Here is an 18,687-nt window from a genome sequence, read left to right as displayed (position 1 = left end):
AAACGATGGAAGAACGTAATCTGAGAAAGACCCGCGTCGGCGTCGTCGTGTCCGACAAGATGGATAAGACCATCGTGGTTGCCGTTAAGGATAGCGTGCAGCACCCCCTGTACAAGAAGATCCTGAAGCGTACCGCCAAGTTCAAGGCTCGTGACGAGCAGAACGAGTGCGGCATCGGTGACCGTGTTGAGATCATGGAGTGCCGCCCCCTGTCCAAGGATGTGCGCTGGCGCCTGGTCCGTATCGTTGAGAAGGCAAAGTAAGTTTCTTTGCCCGCTGCTTTGAACAGTTTGAAAGGAGATATCTGAAATGGTTCAGATGCAAACTTATCTCAAAGTTGCCGACAACACCGGTGCCAAGGAGCTGATGTGCTTCCGCGTGCTGGGCGGCACCCGCAAGAGATACGCAAACATTGGTGACGTCGTGGTCTGCTCTGTCAAGAAGGCAGCCCCCGGCGGCTCCGTTAAGAAGGGCGACGTCGTCAAGGCTGTCATCGTGCGCAGCAAGCATGGCGTCCGCCGCGACGACGGCTCCTACATCCGTTTCGATGAGAACGCCGCCGTTATCGTCATGGCCGACAAGAGCCCCAAGGGTACTCGTATCTTTGGACCCGTTGCTCGCGAGCTGCGCGATGCCGGCTACACCAAGATCCTGAGCCTGGCTCCGGAATCGCTGTAAGGAGGTTTTAAAAATGAATAATCTTCATGTTAAAACCGGCGACAACGTAATGATCATCAGCGGCAAGGACAAGGGCCACACTGGTAAGGTCCTGCAGGTCAGCCCCTCTGAGAACAAGGTCATCGTTGAGGGCCAGAACATGGTTACCAAGCACGTCAAGCCCCGCCGTCAGGGCGAGCAGGGCGGTATCGTCAAGGCTGAGGGTGCTATGTACGCATCCAAGGTCATGCCCATCTGCCCCAAGTGCGGCAAGGCCGTGCGCGTGGGCCACGTCGAGAAGGACGGTAAGATGGTCCGCGTCTGCAAGAAGTGCGGCGCTGAGCTGTAAGAAAGGAGTAAGGAACAATGGCTCGTTTGAAAGAACAGTATGTCAATGAAATTGCTCCTGCTCTGAACAAGAAGTTCGGTTACAAGAGCGTTATGCAGATCCCCAAGCTGGACAAGGTCGTCATCAATGTTGCCTGCGGCGAAGCTAAGGACAACGAGAAGATCCTGGAAGCTGTCATGAAGGATCTGGGCCAGATCACTGGCCAGAAGGCAGTCGTCTGCCGTGCCAAGAAGAGCGTCGCTAACTTCAAGCTGCGCCAGGGCACTCCCATCGGCTGCAAGGTCACCCTGCGTGGTGAGCGTATGTACGAGTTCGTCGATCGTTTCTTCAACATCGCACTGCCCCGTGTCCGCGACTTCCGCGGCATCAACGGCAACGGTTTTGACGGTCGCGGCAACTTTGCATGCGGCATCAAGGAGCAGATCATCTTCCCCGAGATCGACTTCGAGAAGGTCGATGCAGTCCGCGGCATGGATGTCTGCTTCGTTACCACCGCTAAGACCGACGAAGAGGGCAAGGAGCTGCTGAAGGCTCTGGGCGCTCCGTTCGCTGAGAATAACTAAGGAGGAGATTACAATGGCTAAACTGTCTATGAAGCTCAAGCAGTCTCGTCCTGCTAAGTTCTCTACCCGTGCATACACCCGCTGCCGCATTTGCGGCCGCCCCCACTCCGTGCTGCGCAAGTACGGCGTGTGCCGTGTGTGCTTCCGTGAGCTGGCCTACAAGGGCGAGATCCCGGGCGTCAAGAAGGCTTCCTGGTAATTAACCAGAGGGCTGGATAACAAGTCGGATTCCGCCCCGGGGCAACGATGTTTCGGGGCGGTATCATTATAAAACAAATGAGAGCTAATCTAAGGAGGTTAGTGGCAAATGCAGATTACTGATCCTATCGCGGACCTGCTGACTCGCATCCGCAACGCTAGCACTGCCAAACACCCTTCTGTGGAGATCCCCGCTTCCAACATGAAGAAGGCTATCTGCCAGATCCTGGTTGACGAGGGCTACATCAAGGGCATGCAGGTGAAGAACGACACCGTTCAGGGTACCATCGTTGTCACCCTGAAGTACCAGGCTAACGGCGAGCCCGTTATCGCTGGTCTGCGCCGCGTGTCCAAGCCGGGCCTGCGCATCTACACCAACTGCGAGGATATGCCGAAGGTCATGAAGGGCCTGGGCACCGCAATCATTTCCACCTCTAAGGGCATCATGACCGATAAGGCTGCTCGTGCTGCGCACGTTGGCGGCGAGGTCCTGGCCTTTGTGTGGTAAGAAAGGGGTAAAAGACAATGTCGAGAATTGGAAGAAAACCCATCGTCATTCCTGCCGGCGTTACTGTCACTGTCGATGAGGCAGCACACAGCGTCACCGTCAAGGGCCCCAAGGGCAGCCTGAATTCCAACTATCATCCTCTCATGACCGTCAAGGTCGAGGGCAATGAGGTTTTGGTTACCCGCCCCAATGACGAACCCGAGGCCCGCAGCCTGCACGGCCTGACCCGCAGCAACATCGCCAACATGGTGAACGGTGTTGTCAACGGCTACGAGAAGAAGCTGGAGATCGTGGGCGTCGGCCTGCGCTGCCAGAAGCAGGGCTCCAACCTGGTCATGAACCTGGGCTTCTCTCATCAGGTGAACATCCCCGATACTGAGGATTGCACCATCGTGTGGCAGGATCCCAACCACTTCACTGTTACCGGTATCGATAAGCAGAAGGTCGGCCAGTACGCTGCTGAGATCCGCGCCAAGAAGCCGCCTGAGCCTTACAAGGGCAAGGGCATTCGCTACGAGGGCGAGGTCGTCAAGCACAAAGAAGGCAAGGCCGGCAAGGGCAAGAAATAAGGTAAGGAGTGAAAGACAATGGTTAAGCAGATCGACAAGAACGAAGCTCGTCTTCGTCGTCATCGCCGCGTTCGTAACAAGATCAGCGGCACCGCAGCACGTCCTCGCCTGGATGTTTTCCGCTCCGCCAAGCACATCTACGCTCAGATCATCGACGATGAGCAGGGCGTTACTCTGGTGTCGGCGTCCACTATGGACAAGGACTTCAATGGTTTCGGCGGCAACGTCGAGGCCGCAGCTGAGATCGGCAAGAAGATCGCAGCAAAGGCTCTGGAAAAGGGCATCACCGAGGTCGTTTTCGACCGTGGCGGTTACGTTTATCATGGCCGTGTTAAGGCCCTGGCTGATGGCGCCCGTGAGGGCGGCCTGAAGCTGTAATGAGAGGAGGAAACACATTATGGCTATGAGAAACCGTGAAGACGACGGCATGATCACCAAGGTTGTCTCCATCAACCGCGTTTCCAAGACTGTCAAGGGCGGCCGCATCATGAAGTTTGCCGCTCTGGTTGTCGTGGGCGACGGCAAGGGCACCATCGGTTACGGCATCGGCAAGTCCGGCGAAGTGCCTGAGGCAATTCGCAAGGGCGAGGCTGCTGCTAAGAAGAATATGCACAAGGTTGCCATGAAGGGCACCACTATCCCCCACGAGATCGTCGGTAAGTACGGCGCAGGCGCAGTCCTGCTGAAGCCGGCTGCCGCCGGTACCGGCATGATCGCTGGCGGCCCCGTGCGTGCCGTCATCGAGGCTGCCGGCATCAAGGACATTCGTGCGAAGTCTATGCGTTCCAACAACCCCATCAATGTTGTGTCTGCTACCTTCGCAGGTCTGTGCGGCCTGGTCAGCGCAGAGTCTGTTGCTGAGAAGCGCGGCAAGACCGTGAAAGAAATTCTGGGTTAAGGAGGTAACAAACCATGGCAGATAAGATGCTCAAGATCGAGCTGAAGAAGAGCCTGATCGGCCGCGGCGCCAAGCAGATCGCTACCGCTGAGGCTCTGGGCCTGAAGAAGCCGGGCGACGTTACCGTTCAGCCTGACAATGCCGCTACGCAGGGCAAGATCGCTAAGATCGGCTTCCTGCTCAGCGTCACCGAAGCCTAATCAGGGGGGATACGCATAATGAAACTTCATGAACTGCACGCGATTCCCGGCGCAAACAAGGCTGTGACCCGCAAGGGCCGCGGCATTGGCTCCGGCAATGGCAAGACTGCCGGTTTCGGCAGCAAGGGCCAGAAGGCCCGTTCCGGCGTGAAGCACGCTGGTTTCGAGGGCGGCCAGATGCCTCTGGCACGCCGCCTGCCGAAGTTCGGCTTTAACAACATCTTTGCTACCCAGTACGCCATCATCAACGTGGCCGATCTGGAGGCAGCTTTCGAGGCCGGCGAAGTCGTCGACACCGAGGCTCTGAAGGCAAAGGGTCTGGTCAAGAAGACCCTGGACGGCGTTAAGGTCCTGGGCAACGGCGAGCTGACCAAGGCTCTGACCGTTAAGGCCGCAGCCTATTCCGCTTCTGCCAAAGAGAAAATCGAAAAGGCAGGCGGAAAGGCTGAGGTGATGTAAGGTGTTCCAGACATTCCGTAACGCATGGAAGATCCCCGAGCTTAAAAATCGTCTCCTGTTCACGCTGGCGATCCTCGTGGTGTATCGTTTGGGCTGTGCTATCCCGGTGCCTTTCGTGACCAGCTCTGCGCTGACGCAGATGTTCTCGAACGGCAACATGCTCGCATATCTTGATATGATGAGCGGCGGCGCACTGTCCCGGTGCACGCTCTTCGCGTTAGGTGTGACACCCTATATCAACGCATCCATCATCGTGCAGCTGCTCACTGTGGCCATCCCCTCGCTGGAAAACATTGCGAAGGAACCGGACGGCCAGCAGAAGCTGCAGCAGATCACCCGGTATGCCGGCGGCATCATTGCTCTGATCATGAGCCTCGGCTACTACTTTGTGGTCCGTAACATGGGCGCACTGAAGTACACTTCCGGCGCGGCTGGTATCTTTACCGCCGTGGTCATCATCGCGACCTTCACCGCAGGTGCTCAGCTGATCACCTGGTGCGGCGAGCAGATCGATGACAAGGGCATCGGCAACGGCCTGTCCCTTCTGATCTTCTCTTCGATCGTTTCCAACTGGTCTTCTCTCTACACCACGGTGGCTGGTCTGCTGACCCGCGCCGCTGCTGGCGAGAGCCAGTTCTACATCTTCCTGCCCCTGCTGCTCGTTCTGGCACTGGTCGTGATCGTGTTCATCGTCATTATGACGAACGCTGAGCGCCGCATCACCATCCAGTATGCCAAGCGCGTGGTGGGCCGCAAGCAGATGGGCGGGCAGAACAGCTACCTGCCGCTGAAGCTGAACATGACCGGCGTCATGCCCATCATCTTCGCTTCCGCTCTGGTCTCGATCCCGGGCACGATCGGCAGCCTCATGCAGGTCGACCAGGCTGCGCATCCGTTCTGGTACGCATTCTTCCGTACCTTCAACTATACGTCGCCGCTTTACGTCGTCATCTACCTGCTGCTGATCCTGGCCTTCAACTACTTCTATGTGGCCATCCAGTACAACCCTGTTGAGATCGCCAACAATCTGCGCCGCAACAACGGCTCGATCCCCGGCTTCCGTCCCGGCAAGCCGACCAGCGATTTCATCACCCGCACGCTGAACAAGATCACCCTCATCGGCGCGATCTTCCTCGCTGTGGTGGCTGTGCTGCCTATCGTTCTGGGCAACCTGACCGGTATGAGCATCCAGCTGGGCGGTACCAGTCTGCTGATCGTGGTCGGTGTGGCACTCGATACCACCCGCAGCCTCGACAGCTTCATGACGATGCGCAGCCACAAAGGCTTCCTCGGCTGATCTGTAAAGAATAAGCACTGATGTAAGAAAGCACTGGAAAGGAGAGCATGCTCGGACTTTTCAGTGCTTTTTTGCTTTGGTGAGCCGTTAGCGATTTCAAACCGCAGCGGACTCAATGAAAAACCATCCTTTATATAAGGAGAGGAGAATTCCTATGAATCTGATTCTGTTGGGCGCCCCCGGCGCAGGCAAAGGCACGCAGGCTGAGATCATCTGCGCAAAGCTGAACATCCCCGCCATCAGCACCGGTAACATCCTCCGCGCTGCTGTCAAGGACGGCACCGAGATGGGCCTGAAGGCAAAGAGCTTCATGGACGCCGGCGCACTGGTCCCCGATGAGGTCATCATTGGCATCCTGAAGGACCGCCTGTCCGAGGATGACTGCGCAAACGGCTTCATTCTGGACGGTGTGCCCCGCACCATCGCACAGGCAGAGGCCATCGAGAAGATGGGCATCCGCATCGACAAGGTGCTGGAGCTGTCTGTCGCTGACGATGTCATCGTCAACCGCATGGGCGGCCGCCGCGTCTGCGAAAAGTGCGGCGCAAGCTACCACATCGTCAACAAGAAGAGCAAGGTCGAGGGCGTGTGCGACTGCTGCGGCGGCAAGCTCGTCATCCGCAAGGACGACCAGCCCGCTACCGTGCTCGACCGTCTGAAGGCATATCATGAGCAGACTGAGCCGCTGGTGGACTTCTACCGTCAGCGCGGCAAGCTGGCTGTCATCCCCTTCAACGATTCCATTGAGGCGACCACGGCAGAGATCATGAAGGCTTTGGAGGCATAAAAGTGATTCAGATCAAGAATGCGAAAGAGCTGGACGGTATGCGCAAGGCGAATGCCCTGAGCGCAGCTGCCCTGAAATACGGCGGTGAACATATCGAGGCAGGTATGACCACCTGGGAGCTGGATAAGCTGATCTACGACTTCATCGTGAAGCACGGCGGCATCCCCAACTTCAAGGGTCTGTACGGTTTCCCCGGAACGGCCTGCATCAGTTTGAACGATACCATCATCCATGGTATCCCTTCGCATGACATCGTCATCCGCCCGGGTGACATCGTGAGCATTGATACCGGCGCAAAGGTCGATGGCTTCAACGGCGACAACGCCTGCACCTATGCAGTGGGCAAGATCGACCTGGAGGCTCAGCGCCTTCTGGACGTCACCAAGGCCGCTCTCTACAAGGGCATCGAGCAGGCTGTGGCCGGCAACCGCATCGGCGACATCGGCTATGCCGTCCAGAGCTACTGCGAGGACGCCGGCTTCTCCGTCGTCCGCGAGTTCGTGGGCCACGGCACCGGCAGGGAGCTGCACGAAGACCCCGAAGTGCCGAACTACGGCCATCAGGGCCGCGGCCCCCGTCTCGTCCCCGGCATGACCATCGCCATCGAGCCCATGATCTGCCAGTACGACTGCAAGATCACTCAGGCCAAGGACGGCTGGACGGTCAAGACCAAGGACGGCGGTCTGGCTGCTCACTTCGAGCATTCCATAGCCATCCTCAAGGACCGCACCGAGATCATGACCCGGAGCTGGGATGACCCCAGCTTTGACCCCGATACCTTCAGCTTCAAGTAAGGCTTGAGACCGAGACCTCCCTTTCCGGGGAGGTCTTTTTGGTTTTGAAAGACGTTATTTATGCAATTCTGACAAGTTTTGGTGAAAAAGATTCATCTCCACGGTGGAAATGGCAATGCAGAGGGCGGGAAAAGACCATTTTGAAAAAGCAAGAAATTTTTATCGGAAATACGGAAAAAACCACTTGCAAAATAGACACAAAAGGTGTATAATCTATAAATGGCCGTGACAGCCAGATGCTTTCTCGGTGGACAGGGATTTTCTGCCCACTTTGCGGATTTTGTGCCGCAGGAGAAGAAGTATGTGGCTTTCATCGCCGCCTGTCCGTCCCAACACGACAAACTGAGCAGATCCAATGAGGAGGCAATTAGCTTGTCTAAAGAAGACGTCATCGAAATTGAAGGCATCGTGCGTGAAGCCATGCCCAACGCCATCTTTAAGGTGGAAATGTTGAGCGAGGACAAGAACACCGGGAAGCTCACTCCCAGTGGTCACATCCTCTTAGCGCACATCTCCGGCAAGCTGCGGACCAATTTCATCCGTATCCTGCCCGGGGACAAGGTAACCGTGGAAATGTCGCCCTACGACTTGTCGAAGGGCCGCATCACCTGGCGCTCCAAATAAGCACCAGGGTATCAACCAAAAGGAGGTTCAACATCATGAAGGTCAAGCCTTCCGTGAAACCCATCTGCGAAAAGTGCAAGGTCATCCGCCGCAAAGGCCGCGTGATGGTCATCTGCCAGAACCCCAAGCATAAGCAGCGCCAGGGCTAATTCGGGCGCCTGGGGGTCAAGTGCGTAGAGTCCCGGCGCAGACCCCGACACTGACATGGGATGATTTTTGGAGGAAAACTACTATGGCACGTATTGCCGGCGTTGACCTGCCCCGCGAGAAGCGCGTTCAGGTGGGTCTCACCTACGTTTACGGTATCGGTCAGACCACTGCCAACAAGATCCTGGCAGCTACTGGTATCAACCCCGATACCCGCGTCAAGGACCTGACTCTGGAAGAAGAGGCTAAGATCCGTGACTACATCGATCAGGCTAACATCATCGTCGAGGGCGACCTGCGTCGTAATGTCGCTCTGGACATCAAGCGCCTGGTTGAGATCCAGTCCTTCCGTGGCACCCGCCATCGTAAGAACCTGCCCTGCCGTGGCCAGCGTACCAAGACCAATGCACGTACCTGCAAGGGTCCCAAGCGCACGGTCGCTAACAAGAAGAAGTAAGGAGGTTCTGAGAAATGGCAAGTGCAAATAACGCCAAGAAGGGCGCAAACGTCCGCATGAAGCGGAAAGAGCGTAAGAACATTGCAGCCGGTCAGGCTCATATCCAGTCTACGTTCAACAATACTGTCGTCACCATCACCGACCTGCAGGGTAATGCAGTGTCTTGGTGCTCCTCTGGCTCCCTGAACTTCCGCGGCAGCCGTAAGAGCACTCCGTTTGCAGCTCAGTCTGCAGCAGAGACCGCTGCCAAGGTCGCTATCGAGCATGGCATGAAGACCGTTGAGGTCTACGTCAAGGGCCCCGGCGCTGGCCGTGAGTCCGCTATTCGTGCGCTTCAGGCCACCGGTCTGGAAGTCACCCTCATCAAGGACGTGACTCCCATCCCCCACAACGGCTGCCGTCCCCCGAAGCGCCGTCGTGTCTGATCGAAGGAGGAAACTGAATTATGGCAAAGAATACGCAGCCTATCGCAAAGCGTTGCAAGGCCCTGGGCATTTCTCCTGCGGTCATGGGCTATGCAAAGAAGAATACTACCCGCAACTCCAATGGCAACATGCGCAAGAAGCAGTCTGAGTACGCTACTCAGCTGAAGGAGAAGCAGAAGGTCAAGTTCATCTACGGCGTTCTGGAGAAGCAGTTCCACAACGCTTACCTGAAGGCTGAGGCTATGCCCGGCAAGACCGGTGAGAACCTGCTTCAGCTCATGGAGCGCCGTCTGGACAACGTCGTGTTCCGTCTGGGCTTTGCTCAGACCCGCCGCGACGCTCGTCAGCTGGTCTCTCACGCTCACTTCACCGTCAACGGCAAGAAGGTCAACATCCCCTCTTACCTCATCAAGGCCGGTGATGTCATCGAGGTCCGTGAGTCCAGCCGCAGCTCTGCTAAGTTCGCTAAGCTGACTGGCCCCGAGGCTCCCGTCGTGGCTCTGCCCTCCTGGCTGGACCGCGAGGCTGGCACCCTGAAGGGCGTCGTCAACAAGCTCCCCGAGCGCAGCGACATCGACTACGAAGTTGCAGAGCACCTCATCGTCGAGCTGTACTCCAAGTAATCCATTAAGAAGGCCTGGCCTTCCGTGTGGATGGCCGGTTTTCGCATTCTTTTCTTTGAAAGAATTTAATAATGGGCCGATGGCAACATCGGTTTGACAAGGAGGGCATAGATATGATGGAGATTGAACGTCCCAAAATCGAAACGGCAAGCCTGTCTCCCGACGGCCGCTACGGCAAGTTCGTGGCAGAGCCTCTGGAGCGTGGCTTTGGCATCACACTGGGCAACAGCCTGCGTCGTGTGCTTCTTTCCTCTCTGCCCGGTGTCGCCGTGACCAGCGTCAAGATCGACGGCGTGGTTCACGAGTTCTCCACCATTGAGGGCGTCAAGGAAGACGTTACCGAGATTGTCCTGAACCTGAAGGGTATCGCTGCAAAGCTGTACACCGACGGTCCGAAGACAGTGCGTGTTGAGGCAGTTGGCCCCTGTGAGGTCACCGCCGACAACATCAAGCAGGGCGATGATATTGAGATCCTGAACCCTGAGTGGCACATCGCAACCCTGGGCGAGGGCGGCAAGCTCGTCATGGAGCTGACCTTCGATAAGGGTCGCGGCTATGTGCCCGCTGAGCGCAACAAGCAGGCCATCATCGAGAAGAATGACATCAACACTCTTCCCGTTGATAGCATTTACACCCCCGTGCTCAAGGTGAATTATAATGTCGAGAGCACCCGTGTTGGCCAGGCCATCGACTACGACAAGCTGACCATCGAGGTTTGGACGGATGGCACGATCAATGCACAGGAGGCCGTTTCTCTGGCTGCCCGTGTGCTGACCGAGCACCTGAACCTGTTCGTCAACCTGTCCGACGAGGCCGCTGGCGCTGAGATCATGGTGGAGAAGACCAACGACGATAAGGAGAAGGCTCTGGAGATGACCATCGAAGAGCTGGATCTGAGCGTCCGTTCCTTCAACTGCCTCAAGCGCGCCGGCATCAACACGGTGGAGGATCTGGTCAGCAAGAGCGAGGACGAAATGATGAAGGTTCGTAACCTCGGCCGCAAGAGCCTCGAGGAAGTCATGGCTAAGCTGGACTCTCTCGGCTTCAAGCTGAACACAGACGATGAGTAATATTAAAGTTAAGGAGTGAAACGGGATGCCCGGTACCAGAAAGCTCGGTAGAACCAGCGACAGCCGCAACGCTATGATGCGCGCTATGGTTACCTACCTGTTAGAGAATGGCAAGATTGAGACCACTGTCACTCGCGCCAAGGACGTTCGTTCCATGGCCGAGAAGATGATCACCCTGGGTAAGGCCAGCGACCTGCACACCAAGCGTCAGGTCTACGCCTACATCACCAAGGAAGATGTTGCAAAGAAGCTGTTTGATGAGATCAGCCCCAAGTACGCTGACCGCAACGGCGGCTACACCCGCATCATCAAGATCGGCGCTCGCCGCGGCGACGCTGCTGAGATGGCAGTTCTGGAGCTCGTCTGATCGACTCTGACTGAATAAATCAGTATCAAAAAGCCCTTTCCCGTCTGGGAGAGGGCTTTTTCTGTTTTCGCCGCTTGGCAGAGCCCTCCTTGCGTGATATACTGATACTGTTATGGTATGCAGATTTCCACGAGCAGGAGGGAACATGTTGAAAATCAAAGGATGGCTGCGGGCGGCTGCGCTGTGCGTGGCGTTCTGCCTGCTGCTGACCGGGTGCAGCATCCCCATGCAGGAAGAAACGGTGCAGGTGGAGGAACTGCTGCGTGCGCCCCGCCTTGCGGGCGATTACGGCGCATTGCAGACCGCCCTGAACGACTGGCTGGGGGAGAGCGCCCAGCTGAAATATCCGCTGCAGGGCGACCTGCTGTCGCCCTTTGTGCTGCAGGATTTCGACGGCGACGGCGAACAGGACGCAGCGGTGTTCTACACCACGGCCCTCACCTCCAATGTATGCGTTGCTTTCTTACGCAAGAACAGCGGGGGTGCCTGGCAGGTGAGCCAGACCGTAGAGGGCCTGGCCGATTCGGTGGACAATGTCCGGCTGGCTCAGCTTCAGGCGGGCGGCACGGCCCAGCTCGTCGTGGGCTATGCGGCTTCGCAGGATGACCACTATCTGGCCGTTTACTCCTATGAGAACGGTGAGGTGTCGGCTATCCTTGAGCAGGCCTATGAGCAGTACCTCGTGGAGGACATCACCGGCGGCGGCAGCGAAGACCTTATCCTGATGTCCACGCTGGAAGACAGCGGCGTCCAAATCGAGCTGCTGACCGTCGATAAGGACGGAAGCTTCCAGCAGGTGGCCGTTATGGCACTGTCGGGCGATAAGTTCTCGGGCTGCGCCTCGGTGGCGGCGGGCCTCGGCGCGGACGGAAAGCACTATCTGGTGCTGGACGGCTGGACGGGCATCTCGGGCAATAATCTGGCCTCGGTGCTGCTGCGGTTCGACGATGAGAGCCAGCAGATGGTGCCGGCCTCACAAATCGCCAGCGAGGAGCTGTACAATGCCTCGCTGCGCAATGTCCCAAGCCTCGTGAGCCGCGATTTGGACGGCGACGGCACCGTGGAGATACCGACCCAGCCCGACGAAGCGGGTCTGCTGAACATGAGCCAGAGCCGACGGATGGATTTTATCGTCTGGATGGACTACACGGCGTCAGCGCCGGAAAAGAGTTTCGGCCTGCTGGATGAGGAGACCGGCTGCTATATCGCTCTGCCCATCGAGTGGGAGGGCAACCTGATGCTGACGGACAGCACGGACGAGGAAGACGCCGTGGAGCTGCGGACCGTAGACGAGAACAAGCTGGTGCTTACCCTGCGGCTGGCTTCGTCCAGCGAGAATGCTGTGGGATGGACCCGCCTTGGTGTGGTGGCGTCCCGCCAGATGCAGGCAAAACTCGGCCCGGATGTGACCATAGAGGACCCGGATTACCGGCTTTCCCGGTCGCTGTACCGGCTGAATTAGCCCTCTCAGGCGCTTCGCGCCAAGGTCGGGTTGCGGCTCCCAGCATCTGCTTCGCTCTCGCTCGCATCCTGCTGGCCGCTGCCCCAACAGTTCCTCCCTGTTTCCGCCACTGGCGGCGGTCGTCGCCGTTGCTCCCAAGGGGAGAGCCATTGGCAGGCAGGGTGAGTCTGAGCGGACTGAATAAAAATGATTTTTCGTAACATGCCGGGCCTTGCGCATAAGGCAAACCGGATAGAAACGGAGGAACGATAAATGGTCAAGGTTCTGGTAGTGGAAGATGAGGCCAGCATTCGTGAGATGATAGCACTGAACCTGCGTCTGGCCGGGATGGAGGCTGTGGAGGCAGACAGCGCCGAAGCGGCCCTGCCTCTTCTGGAGCAGCGCCCGGGTTGTGACGCGGCCATCCTGGACGTGATGCTGCCGGGCATGAATGGCTTCTCGCTCTGCGAGACCATCCGCCGCACCGACCAGAAGATCGGCATCATCATCCTGAGCGCCAAGGGGCAGGAGCAGGATAAAATTCGCGGCCTGTCCATCGGTGCCGACGACTATATGACCAAGCCCTTCAGCGTCAGTGAGCTGCTGGCCCGTGTGGAGGCGCTCTGCCGCCGCGTGGGCCGTTCGGCCAGCGCCGAGGAAGGGGAGCAGGCACCGGCCTCACTGGTGAGCGGCAGCTTCGTGCTGGACGAGAACCGCCGCGTCCTGCTCAAGGCGGGCAAGCCCATCGAGCTGACTCAGGTGGAGTTCCAGATCATGGAGCTGTTCTTCCGCAACCCCGGTGTGGCGCTGGTGCGCGAGCGCATCCTCAAAGGTGTCTGGGGTGAAAACTACTTCGGCGACGTCAAGATCGTGGACGTGAACATCCGCCGTCTGCGGATGAAGGTGGAGGATGAGCCCAGCCATCCGGCACATATCCTCACCGTGTGGGGATATGGTTATCGGTGGGAGGAGTGACATGCGGAGCGGTATCACCCGGCGATGGCTGCGGGGCAGTCTGCTCATTACGGTACTGCTGGTGCTGCTGGTGGAGGTCATGTTCCTCTACAGCGCCACCCGCAGCTACTACAACGGCGTCCAGCAGACCATGTACCGTCGCTTTTCGTCCATCACCGGTCAGCTCAAAATGTACACCGGCGAAACGAGCCAGAAGACCGCCGCCAGCCGCAGCGTGGCGCTGCGTCGGATGGTGGAGCAGTTCTCCGATAAGGACAAATACGAATTTATGCTGCTGGACAGCTACGGCGGCGTTATCGCCTCGTCCAGCGGCACCGATGCCGAGGGCATCGTCACCCGCACCGACTTTGAGCAGGCGCAGGACGCCGTGGACGGGCAGGGCATCGCCATCTACCGCACCCAGAGCGGAGAGATGGTCATGGCGGCCTGCTGTCTCGTACCCTATGCAGCCGAAGATGTGGCTGCCATGCGTCTCGTCACCAGTCTGACACTGGTGGAAGAACAGCTCAAACGCACCGTGGTGGTGGCCCTCATCATGGGTGCGGCGGTGTTGGCCTTTACCATCATGTCGGGCCTGTACTTCGTGCGGAGCATCGTGGTGCCGCTGGGACAGGTGGAGCGCACCGCCGCCGGCATCGCCCGGGGTGAGCTGGACGTCCGTCTGCCCGTCACCGGCGACGAGCGGGATGAGGTGGACCGCCTGCGCGGCACCATCAACCGAATGGCCGAGGGCCTCGAAGAGACGGAAAAGATGAAAAACGAGTTCATCAGCTCCGTCTCCCACGAGCTGCGCACCCCGCTCACCTCCATCCGGGGCTGGGTGGAGACGCTGCGCACACTGGACGACCCCTCCGACGAGAACTACCGCAAGGGCCTCGAGATCATCAACAACGAGACGGCCCGCCTCTACAACATGGTGGAGGAGCTGCTGGATTTCAGCCGCCTGCAGAATGGCCGTCTCAAGATGACCTGCCGCCCCCTCGACCTTGTGGCCGAGCTGACCGATGCGGTGCTTTTCTGCGAGGCCCGCATCCAGCGGGAGGGGCTTGTGCTGGTGTACAATGAGCCGGAGGAGATGATCCCGGTCTACGCCGACCCCGACCGTCTGCGGCAGGTGTTCATCAACATCCTGGACAACGCCATCAAGTATTCCGCCCCCGGCGGGCGCATCACAGTCAAGCTCTGGGCGGGCGAGTACAAAGCCTTTATCGAATTTATCGACCAGGGCCGCGGCATCCCGCCCGAAGACCTCGAGAACGTCAAGACCAAGTTCTACAAGGGCAGCAACTCGGTGCGCGGCAGCGGCATCGGTCTGGCGCTGGTGGACTCCATCATGACCGCCCTCGACGGCACGATGGACATCAAGAGTACTCTGGGCCGGGGTACGGTGGTCACTCTGGGGCTGCCGCTCTATAAAAAATAAGATTTTGTCATATTTATATGATAGAATAAAGGTCAAAAACTGACAGGAGAAATCCATTTTATGAATCACGAACCCAAGAAGGAATGCTTCAAGACCAGTGTGGGCGGTCAGGCCCTGATGGAAGGCATCATGATGCGCGGCCCGGAGCACATCTGCTGCGCTGTGCGCAAGCCTGACGGCACCATCGAAACGAAGATAGAAGATACCCCGAAACACGGCATCTGGGCCAAGATCCCTCTCGTGCGGGGAGCCATCTCGATGATAGAGAGCCTCATCACCGGCTACCGCTACATGATGTACTCTGCCCAGGTGAGCATGGGCGACGAGTACGACGCCGAAGAGGAAGAGTCTGCCTTTGAAAAATGGGTGGGCGACCATCTGGGCAAGAAGGCCGAGGACATCCTGATGGCCGGTGCGGCCCTCGTGGGCGGCCTGTTCGCTATCCTGCTGTTCACCGTTCTGCCGACGGTGCTTGTGGGCGGCCTCGGCAAGGTGGTCACCCTGACCCGCTGGCCGAGAGTCATCCTCGAGGCGGTGCTGAAAGTTGCCATTTTCCTCAGCTACATGGTGGCCATCTCCAAAATGAAGGAGATCCACCGCGTTTTCGAGTATCACGGCGCAGAGCACAAGACCATCGCCTGCTACGAGGCCGGCGACGAGCTGACCGTGGAGAATGTCCGCAAGTACACCCGTTTCCACCCCCGCTGCGGCACCAGCTTCCTCATTCTGGTGGTCATCGTCAGTGTTTTCCTCTACAGCGTGCTGCCCTGGAGCAGCACCAGCCTCCGCGTCCTGTTCAAGCTGCTGCTCCTGCCGGTGGTCATGGGCATCAGCTACGAGCTGCTCAAGTGGTGCGGCCGCTCGGACAACATCGCCACCCGCATCATCCGTCAGCCCGGCCTCTGGGTGCAGCGGCTGACTGTCTTTGAACCCGACGACAGCATGATTGAGGTGGCCATCGCCGCCGTGACGCCGGTGCTGCCCGAAGACCCGGAGGATGGCAAATGGTGAGCGAAGCGATGCTGCCCCGGGCAGCGGTCAAAGAGGTGGAAGCGCGGCTGACGGCGGCGGGCTGTCCGGACGCAGATTTCGACGCCCGGGAGCTGTTCCGGCTGGCGACAGGCCGGGACGTCCGCCTTTCAAACCGTCCATTGAACGCCGCCGAAGCGGCAAAACTCGAAGAACTTACCGTTCGCCGTGCGGCCCGGGAGCCGCTGCAATACCTCTGCGGCAGCTGGCCTTTCCTCGACTTTGAACTGGCCGTGGGGCCGGGCGTGCTCTGTCCCCGTGCTGATACCGAGGTGGTGGCTGAGACGGCTGCCGAGATGCTGGCGGGCGTGGAAGCGCCCCGGGCACTGGACCTCTGCGCCGGTACCGGCTGTCTGGGCCTTGGCGTCAAGCGGCTCTGCCCGGCGGCGCAGGTCGTCTGCGTGGAAAAGAGCCCGGAAGCCTACGTCTATCTCGAGAAAAATACCCGTCTGGCCCTGAAAGGCCGGGGCGGCAGCACCGAAAACGTGCTGGATGCCTCGCCTTTTGAAGAGCCGGCCTTCGACTGGGGCATGAAGCCTACCCGCGCCGCAGAGCCGGTGGAGGGTGACCTCTTCACCTACTGGGAAAGCTTGCCGGAGGGTCAGCTCGACCTCATCGTCTCGAACCCGCCCTACCTGACAGCGCAGGAGATGAGCGAATTGCAGCCCGAAGTGGCCAAAGAGCCGGCCATGGCACTGGAAGCCGGGGAAGACGGTCTCGTATTTTATAAGGCCATCGCGGAACACTACCAGAAAGCTCTGCGCCCCGGCGGTGCGCTGGCGCTGGAGATCGGCTGGCAGCAGCGGGAGGCCGTGACCGCCCTGCTGGAAGCAAACGGCTGGGCAGACATTGCCTGCCGGAAGGACTTCGGCGGCAATGACCGCTGCGTGACGGCCCGGAGACCCAAATAAGCGTGAGAAAAAGTGAAAATATCTACAACTATCTGTTGTAATATTTGGAATCTGTGATATACTATAGAGGAAAGAATCTGTATAGTACCGCCTGCACCCCGCAGGCCATGTGATAAAGGAGCAGCACGCTATGGCAAAGAATCAGAACAACAACGTCGCCCCCGCCACTCAGAAGACGGAGCCGGGCGCAAAGAAGGATGCGCTGGCAACTGCGCTGGCCCAAATCGAAAAGCAGTTCGGCAAGGGCGCCATCATGAAGCTGGGCGATAACACCGCCATGCAGGTGGACGCCATCTCTACCGGCAGCCTCGGCCTCGATCTGGCGCTGGGCGTGGGCGGTGTGCCGCGCGGCCGTATCATCGAGGTGTTCGGACCGGAATCCAGCGGTAAGACCACGCTGGCCCTCCATATCCTCGCCGAGGCCCAGAAAAAGGGCGGCGAGGTGGCCTTCATCGACGTCGAGCACGCCCTCGACCCGGCCTATGCCTCCGCACTGGGCGTGAACATCGACGAGCTGCTGGTCAGCCAGCCGGATACCGGCGAGCAGGCCATGGAGATCTGCGAGGCGCTGGTGCGCTCCGGTGCCATCGACGCCATCGTCGTGGACTCCGTCGCTGCTATGGTGCCTCGTGCCGAAATCGAGGGCGAGATGGGTGACAGCCACGTCGGCCTGCAGGCCCGTCTGATGAGTCAGGCTATGCGCAAGCTGACCAGCGTCATCGGCAAGACCAACACAGTCTGTGTCTTCATCAACCAGCTGCGCGAGAAGGTGGGCATCGTCTACGGCAACCCCGAAGTTACCACCGGCGGCCGCGCCCTGAAGTATTATTCTTCTGTCCGCATCGACATCCGCCGCGTCGAGGGCCTGAAGGACTCTTCAGGCCAGTTCATCGGCAACCACACCCGCGCCAAGATCGTCAAGAACAAGGTGGCTCCTCCGTTCCGTGAGGCTGAATTTGACATCATGTTCGGTGAGGGCATCTCCAAGATGAGCGAGCTCATCGACGTGGGTGTCAAGCTGGGCATCGTCCAGAAGAGCGGCGCATGGTTTAACTACGGCGACATCCGTCTGGGTCAGGGCCGTGACAACGCCAAGCAGTTCCTCAAGGACAACCCCGAGATCGCCAACGACATCGAGGGCCAGATCCGCGCCAACGCGGACAAGCTCTACGCCACCCGCCGCCCGGTGGGCAAAGCTGCTGCCGCTGCGGCAGAGAAGGAAGAGGGCGGCGAGACCGATTCTGCCTCCAAGGAGCCTGTCGTCAAGGCCCCGGCCCGCAGCAGCGAGAGCGAGCTGGACATCATGGTGGAGGACTAAATGTCCTTTTCGAGAAGAGGCCATCCGCTGGCCGAAGAAGAAAAGTCCACCGACGCCGCCAAGGCCCGCGCCCGGGCCATGGAGCTTCTGGCCGGGCAGGAGCTTTCCTCCGGGCAGCTCTATGAGCGCTTGGGGCGGAAGTTTACCCAGCCCACCGCCGCCGCTGTGGTGGCGGAGATGGTGGAGCGGCAGTATGTGGACGACGAGCGCTACGCCCGGACCCGGGCGCACGGCCTGCTGGCCGCCCGCAAGAGCCGCCGCGCTGCCGCGCAGAATCTGCGGCAGAAGGGACTGGACGCACAGCAAATTTCGGCTGCGCTGGAAGAGGTCTACGCCCCGGACGAAGCGGGCGGAGACCCGGAGCTGGAAGCCGCCGCCGCCCTCGTGGAAGGGCGGTACCGCGGCAAGCTGGCCGCAGGGCGGAAAGACCTTGTGGTGGCTGCGCTGGCCCGGCGGGGGTTTGCATATCTGGTTATTAAAGAAGCGATTCGGCGAGTGGAAGAGGACGGTTAGTTCTCTTTTGCGCGCCAAAAGAGAACCAGAAAAGCGCCGCTTTGCGGCAGATTTTAAGTTTCTGCTGATGGCGAAAGTCATTCAA

Annotated in this window: 29 protein-coding genes; all 29 read left to right on the top strand. The window is 59.0% G+C overall.

Going from position 1 to position 18,687, the window contains the following annotated elements; all coding sequences use genetic code 11:
• Window positions 1-5 precede the first annotated feature (5 nt).
• The 29 genes from rpsQ (at window position 6) to AAAU26_RS05635 (ending at window position 18,602) form a co-directional block, all read left to right on the top strand.
• A complete protein-coding gene (rpsQ, locus tag AAAU26_RS05775) occupies window positions 6-263 on the top strand; it encodes a 30S ribosomal protein S17 (protein ID WP_005938017.1) in 258 nt (85 codons plus the stop codon).
• Between the two features lie 46 nt (window positions 264-309).
• The gene (gene rplN, locus AAAU26_RS05770; RefSeq protein WP_005938014.1) at window positions 310-678 is read left to right on the top strand and encodes a 50S ribosomal protein L14; all 369 of its coding nucleotides are present in this window, start codon (window positions 310-312) and stop codon (window positions 676-678) included.
• Between the two features lie 13 nt (window positions 679-691).
• Window positions 692-1,006 (top strand): 50S ribosomal protein L24, encoded by a 315-nt coding sequence (gene rplX, locus AAAU26_RS05765; protein WP_005934911.1) that lies wholly within the window; start codon window positions 692-694, stop codon window positions 1,004-1,006.
• A gap of 17 nt (window positions 1,007-1,023) precedes the next feature.
• Entirely contained in the window at window positions 1,024-1,569 is a 546-nt protein-coding gene (gene rplE, locus AAAU26_RS05760) for a 50S ribosomal protein L5 (RefSeq protein ID WP_015564641.1), read from the top strand.
• A 13-nt stretch (window positions 1,570-1,582) separates the two neighbouring features.
• Window positions 1,583-1,768 (top strand): type Z 30S ribosomal protein S14, encoded by a 186-nt coding sequence (locus tag AAAU26_RS05755; protein WP_005921866.1) that lies wholly within the window; start codon window positions 1,583-1,585, stop codon window positions 1,766-1,768.
• A 108-nt stretch (window positions 1,769-1,876) separates the two neighbouring features.
• The gene (gene rpsH, locus AAAU26_RS05750; RefSeq protein ID WP_005934908.1) at window positions 1,877-2,275 is read left to right on the top strand and encodes a 30S ribosomal protein S8; all 399 of its coding nucleotides are present in this window, start codon (window positions 1,877-1,879) and stop codon (window positions 2,273-2,275) included.
• A gap of 17 nt (window positions 2,276-2,292) precedes the next feature.
• A complete protein-coding gene (rplF, locus tag AAAU26_RS05745; RefSeq protein ID WP_158395200.1) occupies window positions 2,293-2,844 on the top strand; it encodes a 50S ribosomal protein L6 in 552 nt (183 codons plus the stop codon).
• An 18-nt stretch (window positions 2,845-2,862) separates the two neighbouring features.
• Window positions 2,863-3,222 carry a 50S ribosomal protein L18 gene (rplR, locus tag AAAU26_RS05740; RefSeq protein WP_015564643.1) on the top strand — a complete coding sequence of 120 codons (360 nt, stop codon included), beginning with the start codon at window positions 2,863-2,865 and terminating at the stop codon, window positions 3,220-3,222.
• Window positions 3,223-3,241: 19 nt separating this feature from the next.
• Entirely contained in the window at window positions 3,242-3,742 is a 501-nt protein-coding gene (gene rpsE / locus AAAU26_RS05735; protein ID WP_149795235.1) for a 30S ribosomal protein S5, read from the top strand.
• A 14-nt stretch (window positions 3,743-3,756) separates the two neighbouring features.
• On the top strand, window positions 3,757-3,942 hold the full coding sequence (rpmD, locus tag AAAU26_RS05730) for a 50S ribosomal protein L30 (protein WP_005921851.1): 186 nt from the start codon (window positions 3,757-3,759) through the stop codon (window positions 3,940-3,942).
• Between the two features lie 18 nt (window positions 3,943-3,960).
• On the top strand, window positions 3,961-4,401 hold the full coding sequence (gene rplO / locus AAAU26_RS05725; RefSeq protein WP_227618582.1) for a 50S ribosomal protein L15: 441 nt from the start codon (window positions 3,961-3,963) through the stop codon (window positions 4,399-4,401).
• Between the two features lies 1 nt (window position 4,402).
• Complete coding sequence (gene secY, locus AAAU26_RS05720) at window positions 4,403-5,698, top strand: preprotein translocase subunit SecY (RefSeq protein WP_227618581.1); 1,296 nt, start codon at window positions 4,403-4,405, stop codon at window positions 5,696-5,698.
• A 154-nt stretch (window positions 5,699-5,852) separates the two neighbouring features.
• Window positions 5,853-6,485: an adenylate kinase gene (locus AAAU26_RS05715; protein ID WP_227618580.1), complete on the top strand. Its 633-nt coding sequence runs from the start codon at window positions 5,853-5,855 to the stop codon at window positions 6,483-6,485.
• 2 nt (window positions 6,486-6,487) lie between these two features.
• A complete protein-coding gene (gene map / locus AAAU26_RS05710; protein WP_158400510.1) occupies window positions 6,488-7,279 on the top strand; it encodes a type I methionyl aminopeptidase in 792 nt (263 codons plus the stop codon).
• A 44-nt stretch (window positions 7,280-7,323) separates the two neighbouring features.
• On the top strand, window positions 7,324-7,491 hold the full coding sequence (locus AAAU26_RS05705) for a hypothetical protein (protein WP_160141213.1): 168 nt from the start codon (window positions 7,324-7,326) through the stop codon (window positions 7,489-7,491).
• Window positions 7,492-7,651: 160 nt separating this feature from the next.
• Complete coding sequence (gene infA / locus AAAU26_RS05700; RefSeq protein ID WP_005937979.1) at window positions 7,652-7,903, top strand: translation initiation factor IF-1; 252 nt, start codon at window positions 7,652-7,654, stop codon at window positions 7,901-7,903.
• 35 nt (window positions 7,904-7,938) lie between these two features.
• Window positions 7,939-8,052: a 50S ribosomal protein L36 gene (rpmJ, locus tag AAAU26_RS05695; RefSeq protein WP_005921832.1), complete on the top strand. Its 114-nt coding sequence runs from the start codon at window positions 7,939-7,941 to the stop codon at window positions 8,050-8,052.
• A gap of 83 nt (window positions 8,053-8,135) precedes the next feature.
• Window positions 8,136-8,507 (top strand): 30S ribosomal protein S13, encoded by a 372-nt coding sequence (gene rpsM, locus AAAU26_RS05690; protein WP_015564647.1) that lies wholly within the window; start codon window positions 8,136-8,138, stop codon window positions 8,505-8,507.
• A 14-nt stretch (window positions 8,508-8,521) separates the two neighbouring features.
• A complete protein-coding gene (gene rpsK / locus AAAU26_RS05685) occupies window positions 8,522-8,932 on the top strand; it encodes a 30S ribosomal protein S11 (protein WP_005934894.1) in 411 nt (136 codons plus the stop codon).
• Between the two features lie 20 nt (window positions 8,933-8,952).
• A complete protein-coding gene (rpsD, locus tag AAAU26_RS05680; protein ID WP_015564648.1) occupies window positions 8,953-9,555 on the top strand; it encodes a 30S ribosomal protein S4 in 603 nt (200 codons plus the stop codon).
• A 113-nt stretch (window positions 9,556-9,668) separates the two neighbouring features.
• Window positions 9,669-10,625 carry a DNA-directed RNA polymerase subunit alpha gene (locus AAAU26_RS05675; protein ID WP_015564649.1) on the top strand — a complete coding sequence of 319 codons (957 nt, stop codon included), beginning with the start codon at window positions 9,669-9,671 and terminating at the stop codon, window positions 10,623-10,625.
• A 25-nt stretch (window positions 10,626-10,650) separates the two neighbouring features.
• Window positions 10,651-10,992 carry a 50S ribosomal protein L17 gene (gene rplQ, locus AAAU26_RS05670; RefSeq protein ID WP_005934891.1) on the top strand — a complete coding sequence of 114 codons (342 nt, stop codon included), beginning with the start codon at window positions 10,651-10,653 and terminating at the stop codon, window positions 10,990-10,992.
• Between the two features lie 145 nt (window positions 10,993-11,137).
• Entirely contained in the window at window positions 11,138-12,454 is a 1,317-nt protein-coding gene (locus AAAU26_RS05665; protein ID WP_227618579.1) for a hypothetical protein, read from the top strand.
• Between the two features lie 252 nt (window positions 12,455-12,706).
• On the top strand, window positions 12,707-13,408 hold the full coding sequence (locus AAAU26_RS05660; RefSeq protein ID WP_227618578.1) for a response regulator transcription factor: 702 nt from the start codon (window positions 12,707-12,709) through the stop codon (window positions 13,406-13,408).
• Between the two features lies 1 nt (window position 13,409).
• Entirely contained in the window at window positions 13,410-14,831 is a 1,422-nt protein-coding gene (locus tag AAAU26_RS05655) for a sensor histidine kinase (protein ID WP_158395197.1), read from the top strand.
• A gap of 60 nt (window positions 14,832-14,891) precedes the next feature.
• Window positions 14,892-15,842: a DUF1385 domain-containing protein gene (locus AAAU26_RS05650; protein WP_158402007.1), complete on the top strand. Its 951-nt coding sequence runs from the start codon at window positions 14,892-14,894 to the stop codon at window positions 15,840-15,842.
• On the top strand, window positions 15,836-16,771 hold the full coding sequence (locus AAAU26_RS05645) for a N5-glutamine methyltransferase family protein (RefSeq protein WP_227618577.1): 936 nt from the start codon (window positions 15,836-15,838) through the stop codon (window positions 16,769-16,771). The genes AAAU26_RS05650 and AAAU26_RS05645 overlap by 7 nt, the downstream gene beginning before the upstream one ends.
• Before the next feature lie 130 nt (window positions 16,772-16,901).
• Complete coding sequence (gene recA / locus AAAU26_RS05640) at window positions 16,902-18,089, top strand: recombinase RecA (protein ID WP_227618576.1); 1,188 nt, start codon at window positions 16,902-16,904, stop codon at window positions 18,087-18,089.
• On the top strand, window positions 18,090-18,602 hold the full coding sequence (locus AAAU26_RS05635) for a regulatory protein RecX (RefSeq protein ID WP_227618575.1): 513 nt from the start codon (window positions 18,090-18,092) through the stop codon (window positions 18,600-18,602).
• The last annotated feature ends 85 nt before the right edge of the window (window positions 18,603-18,687 follow it).

This window comes from Faecalibacterium longum, from assembly GCF_040094125.1.
GTDB lineage: Bacteria > Bacillota > Clostridia > Oscillospirales > Ruminococcaceae > Faecalibacterium > Faecalibacterium longum.
The sequence above is the reverse complement of the archived record's forward strand: the minus strand, read 5'-3'. Positions and strand labels throughout refer to the sequence as shown.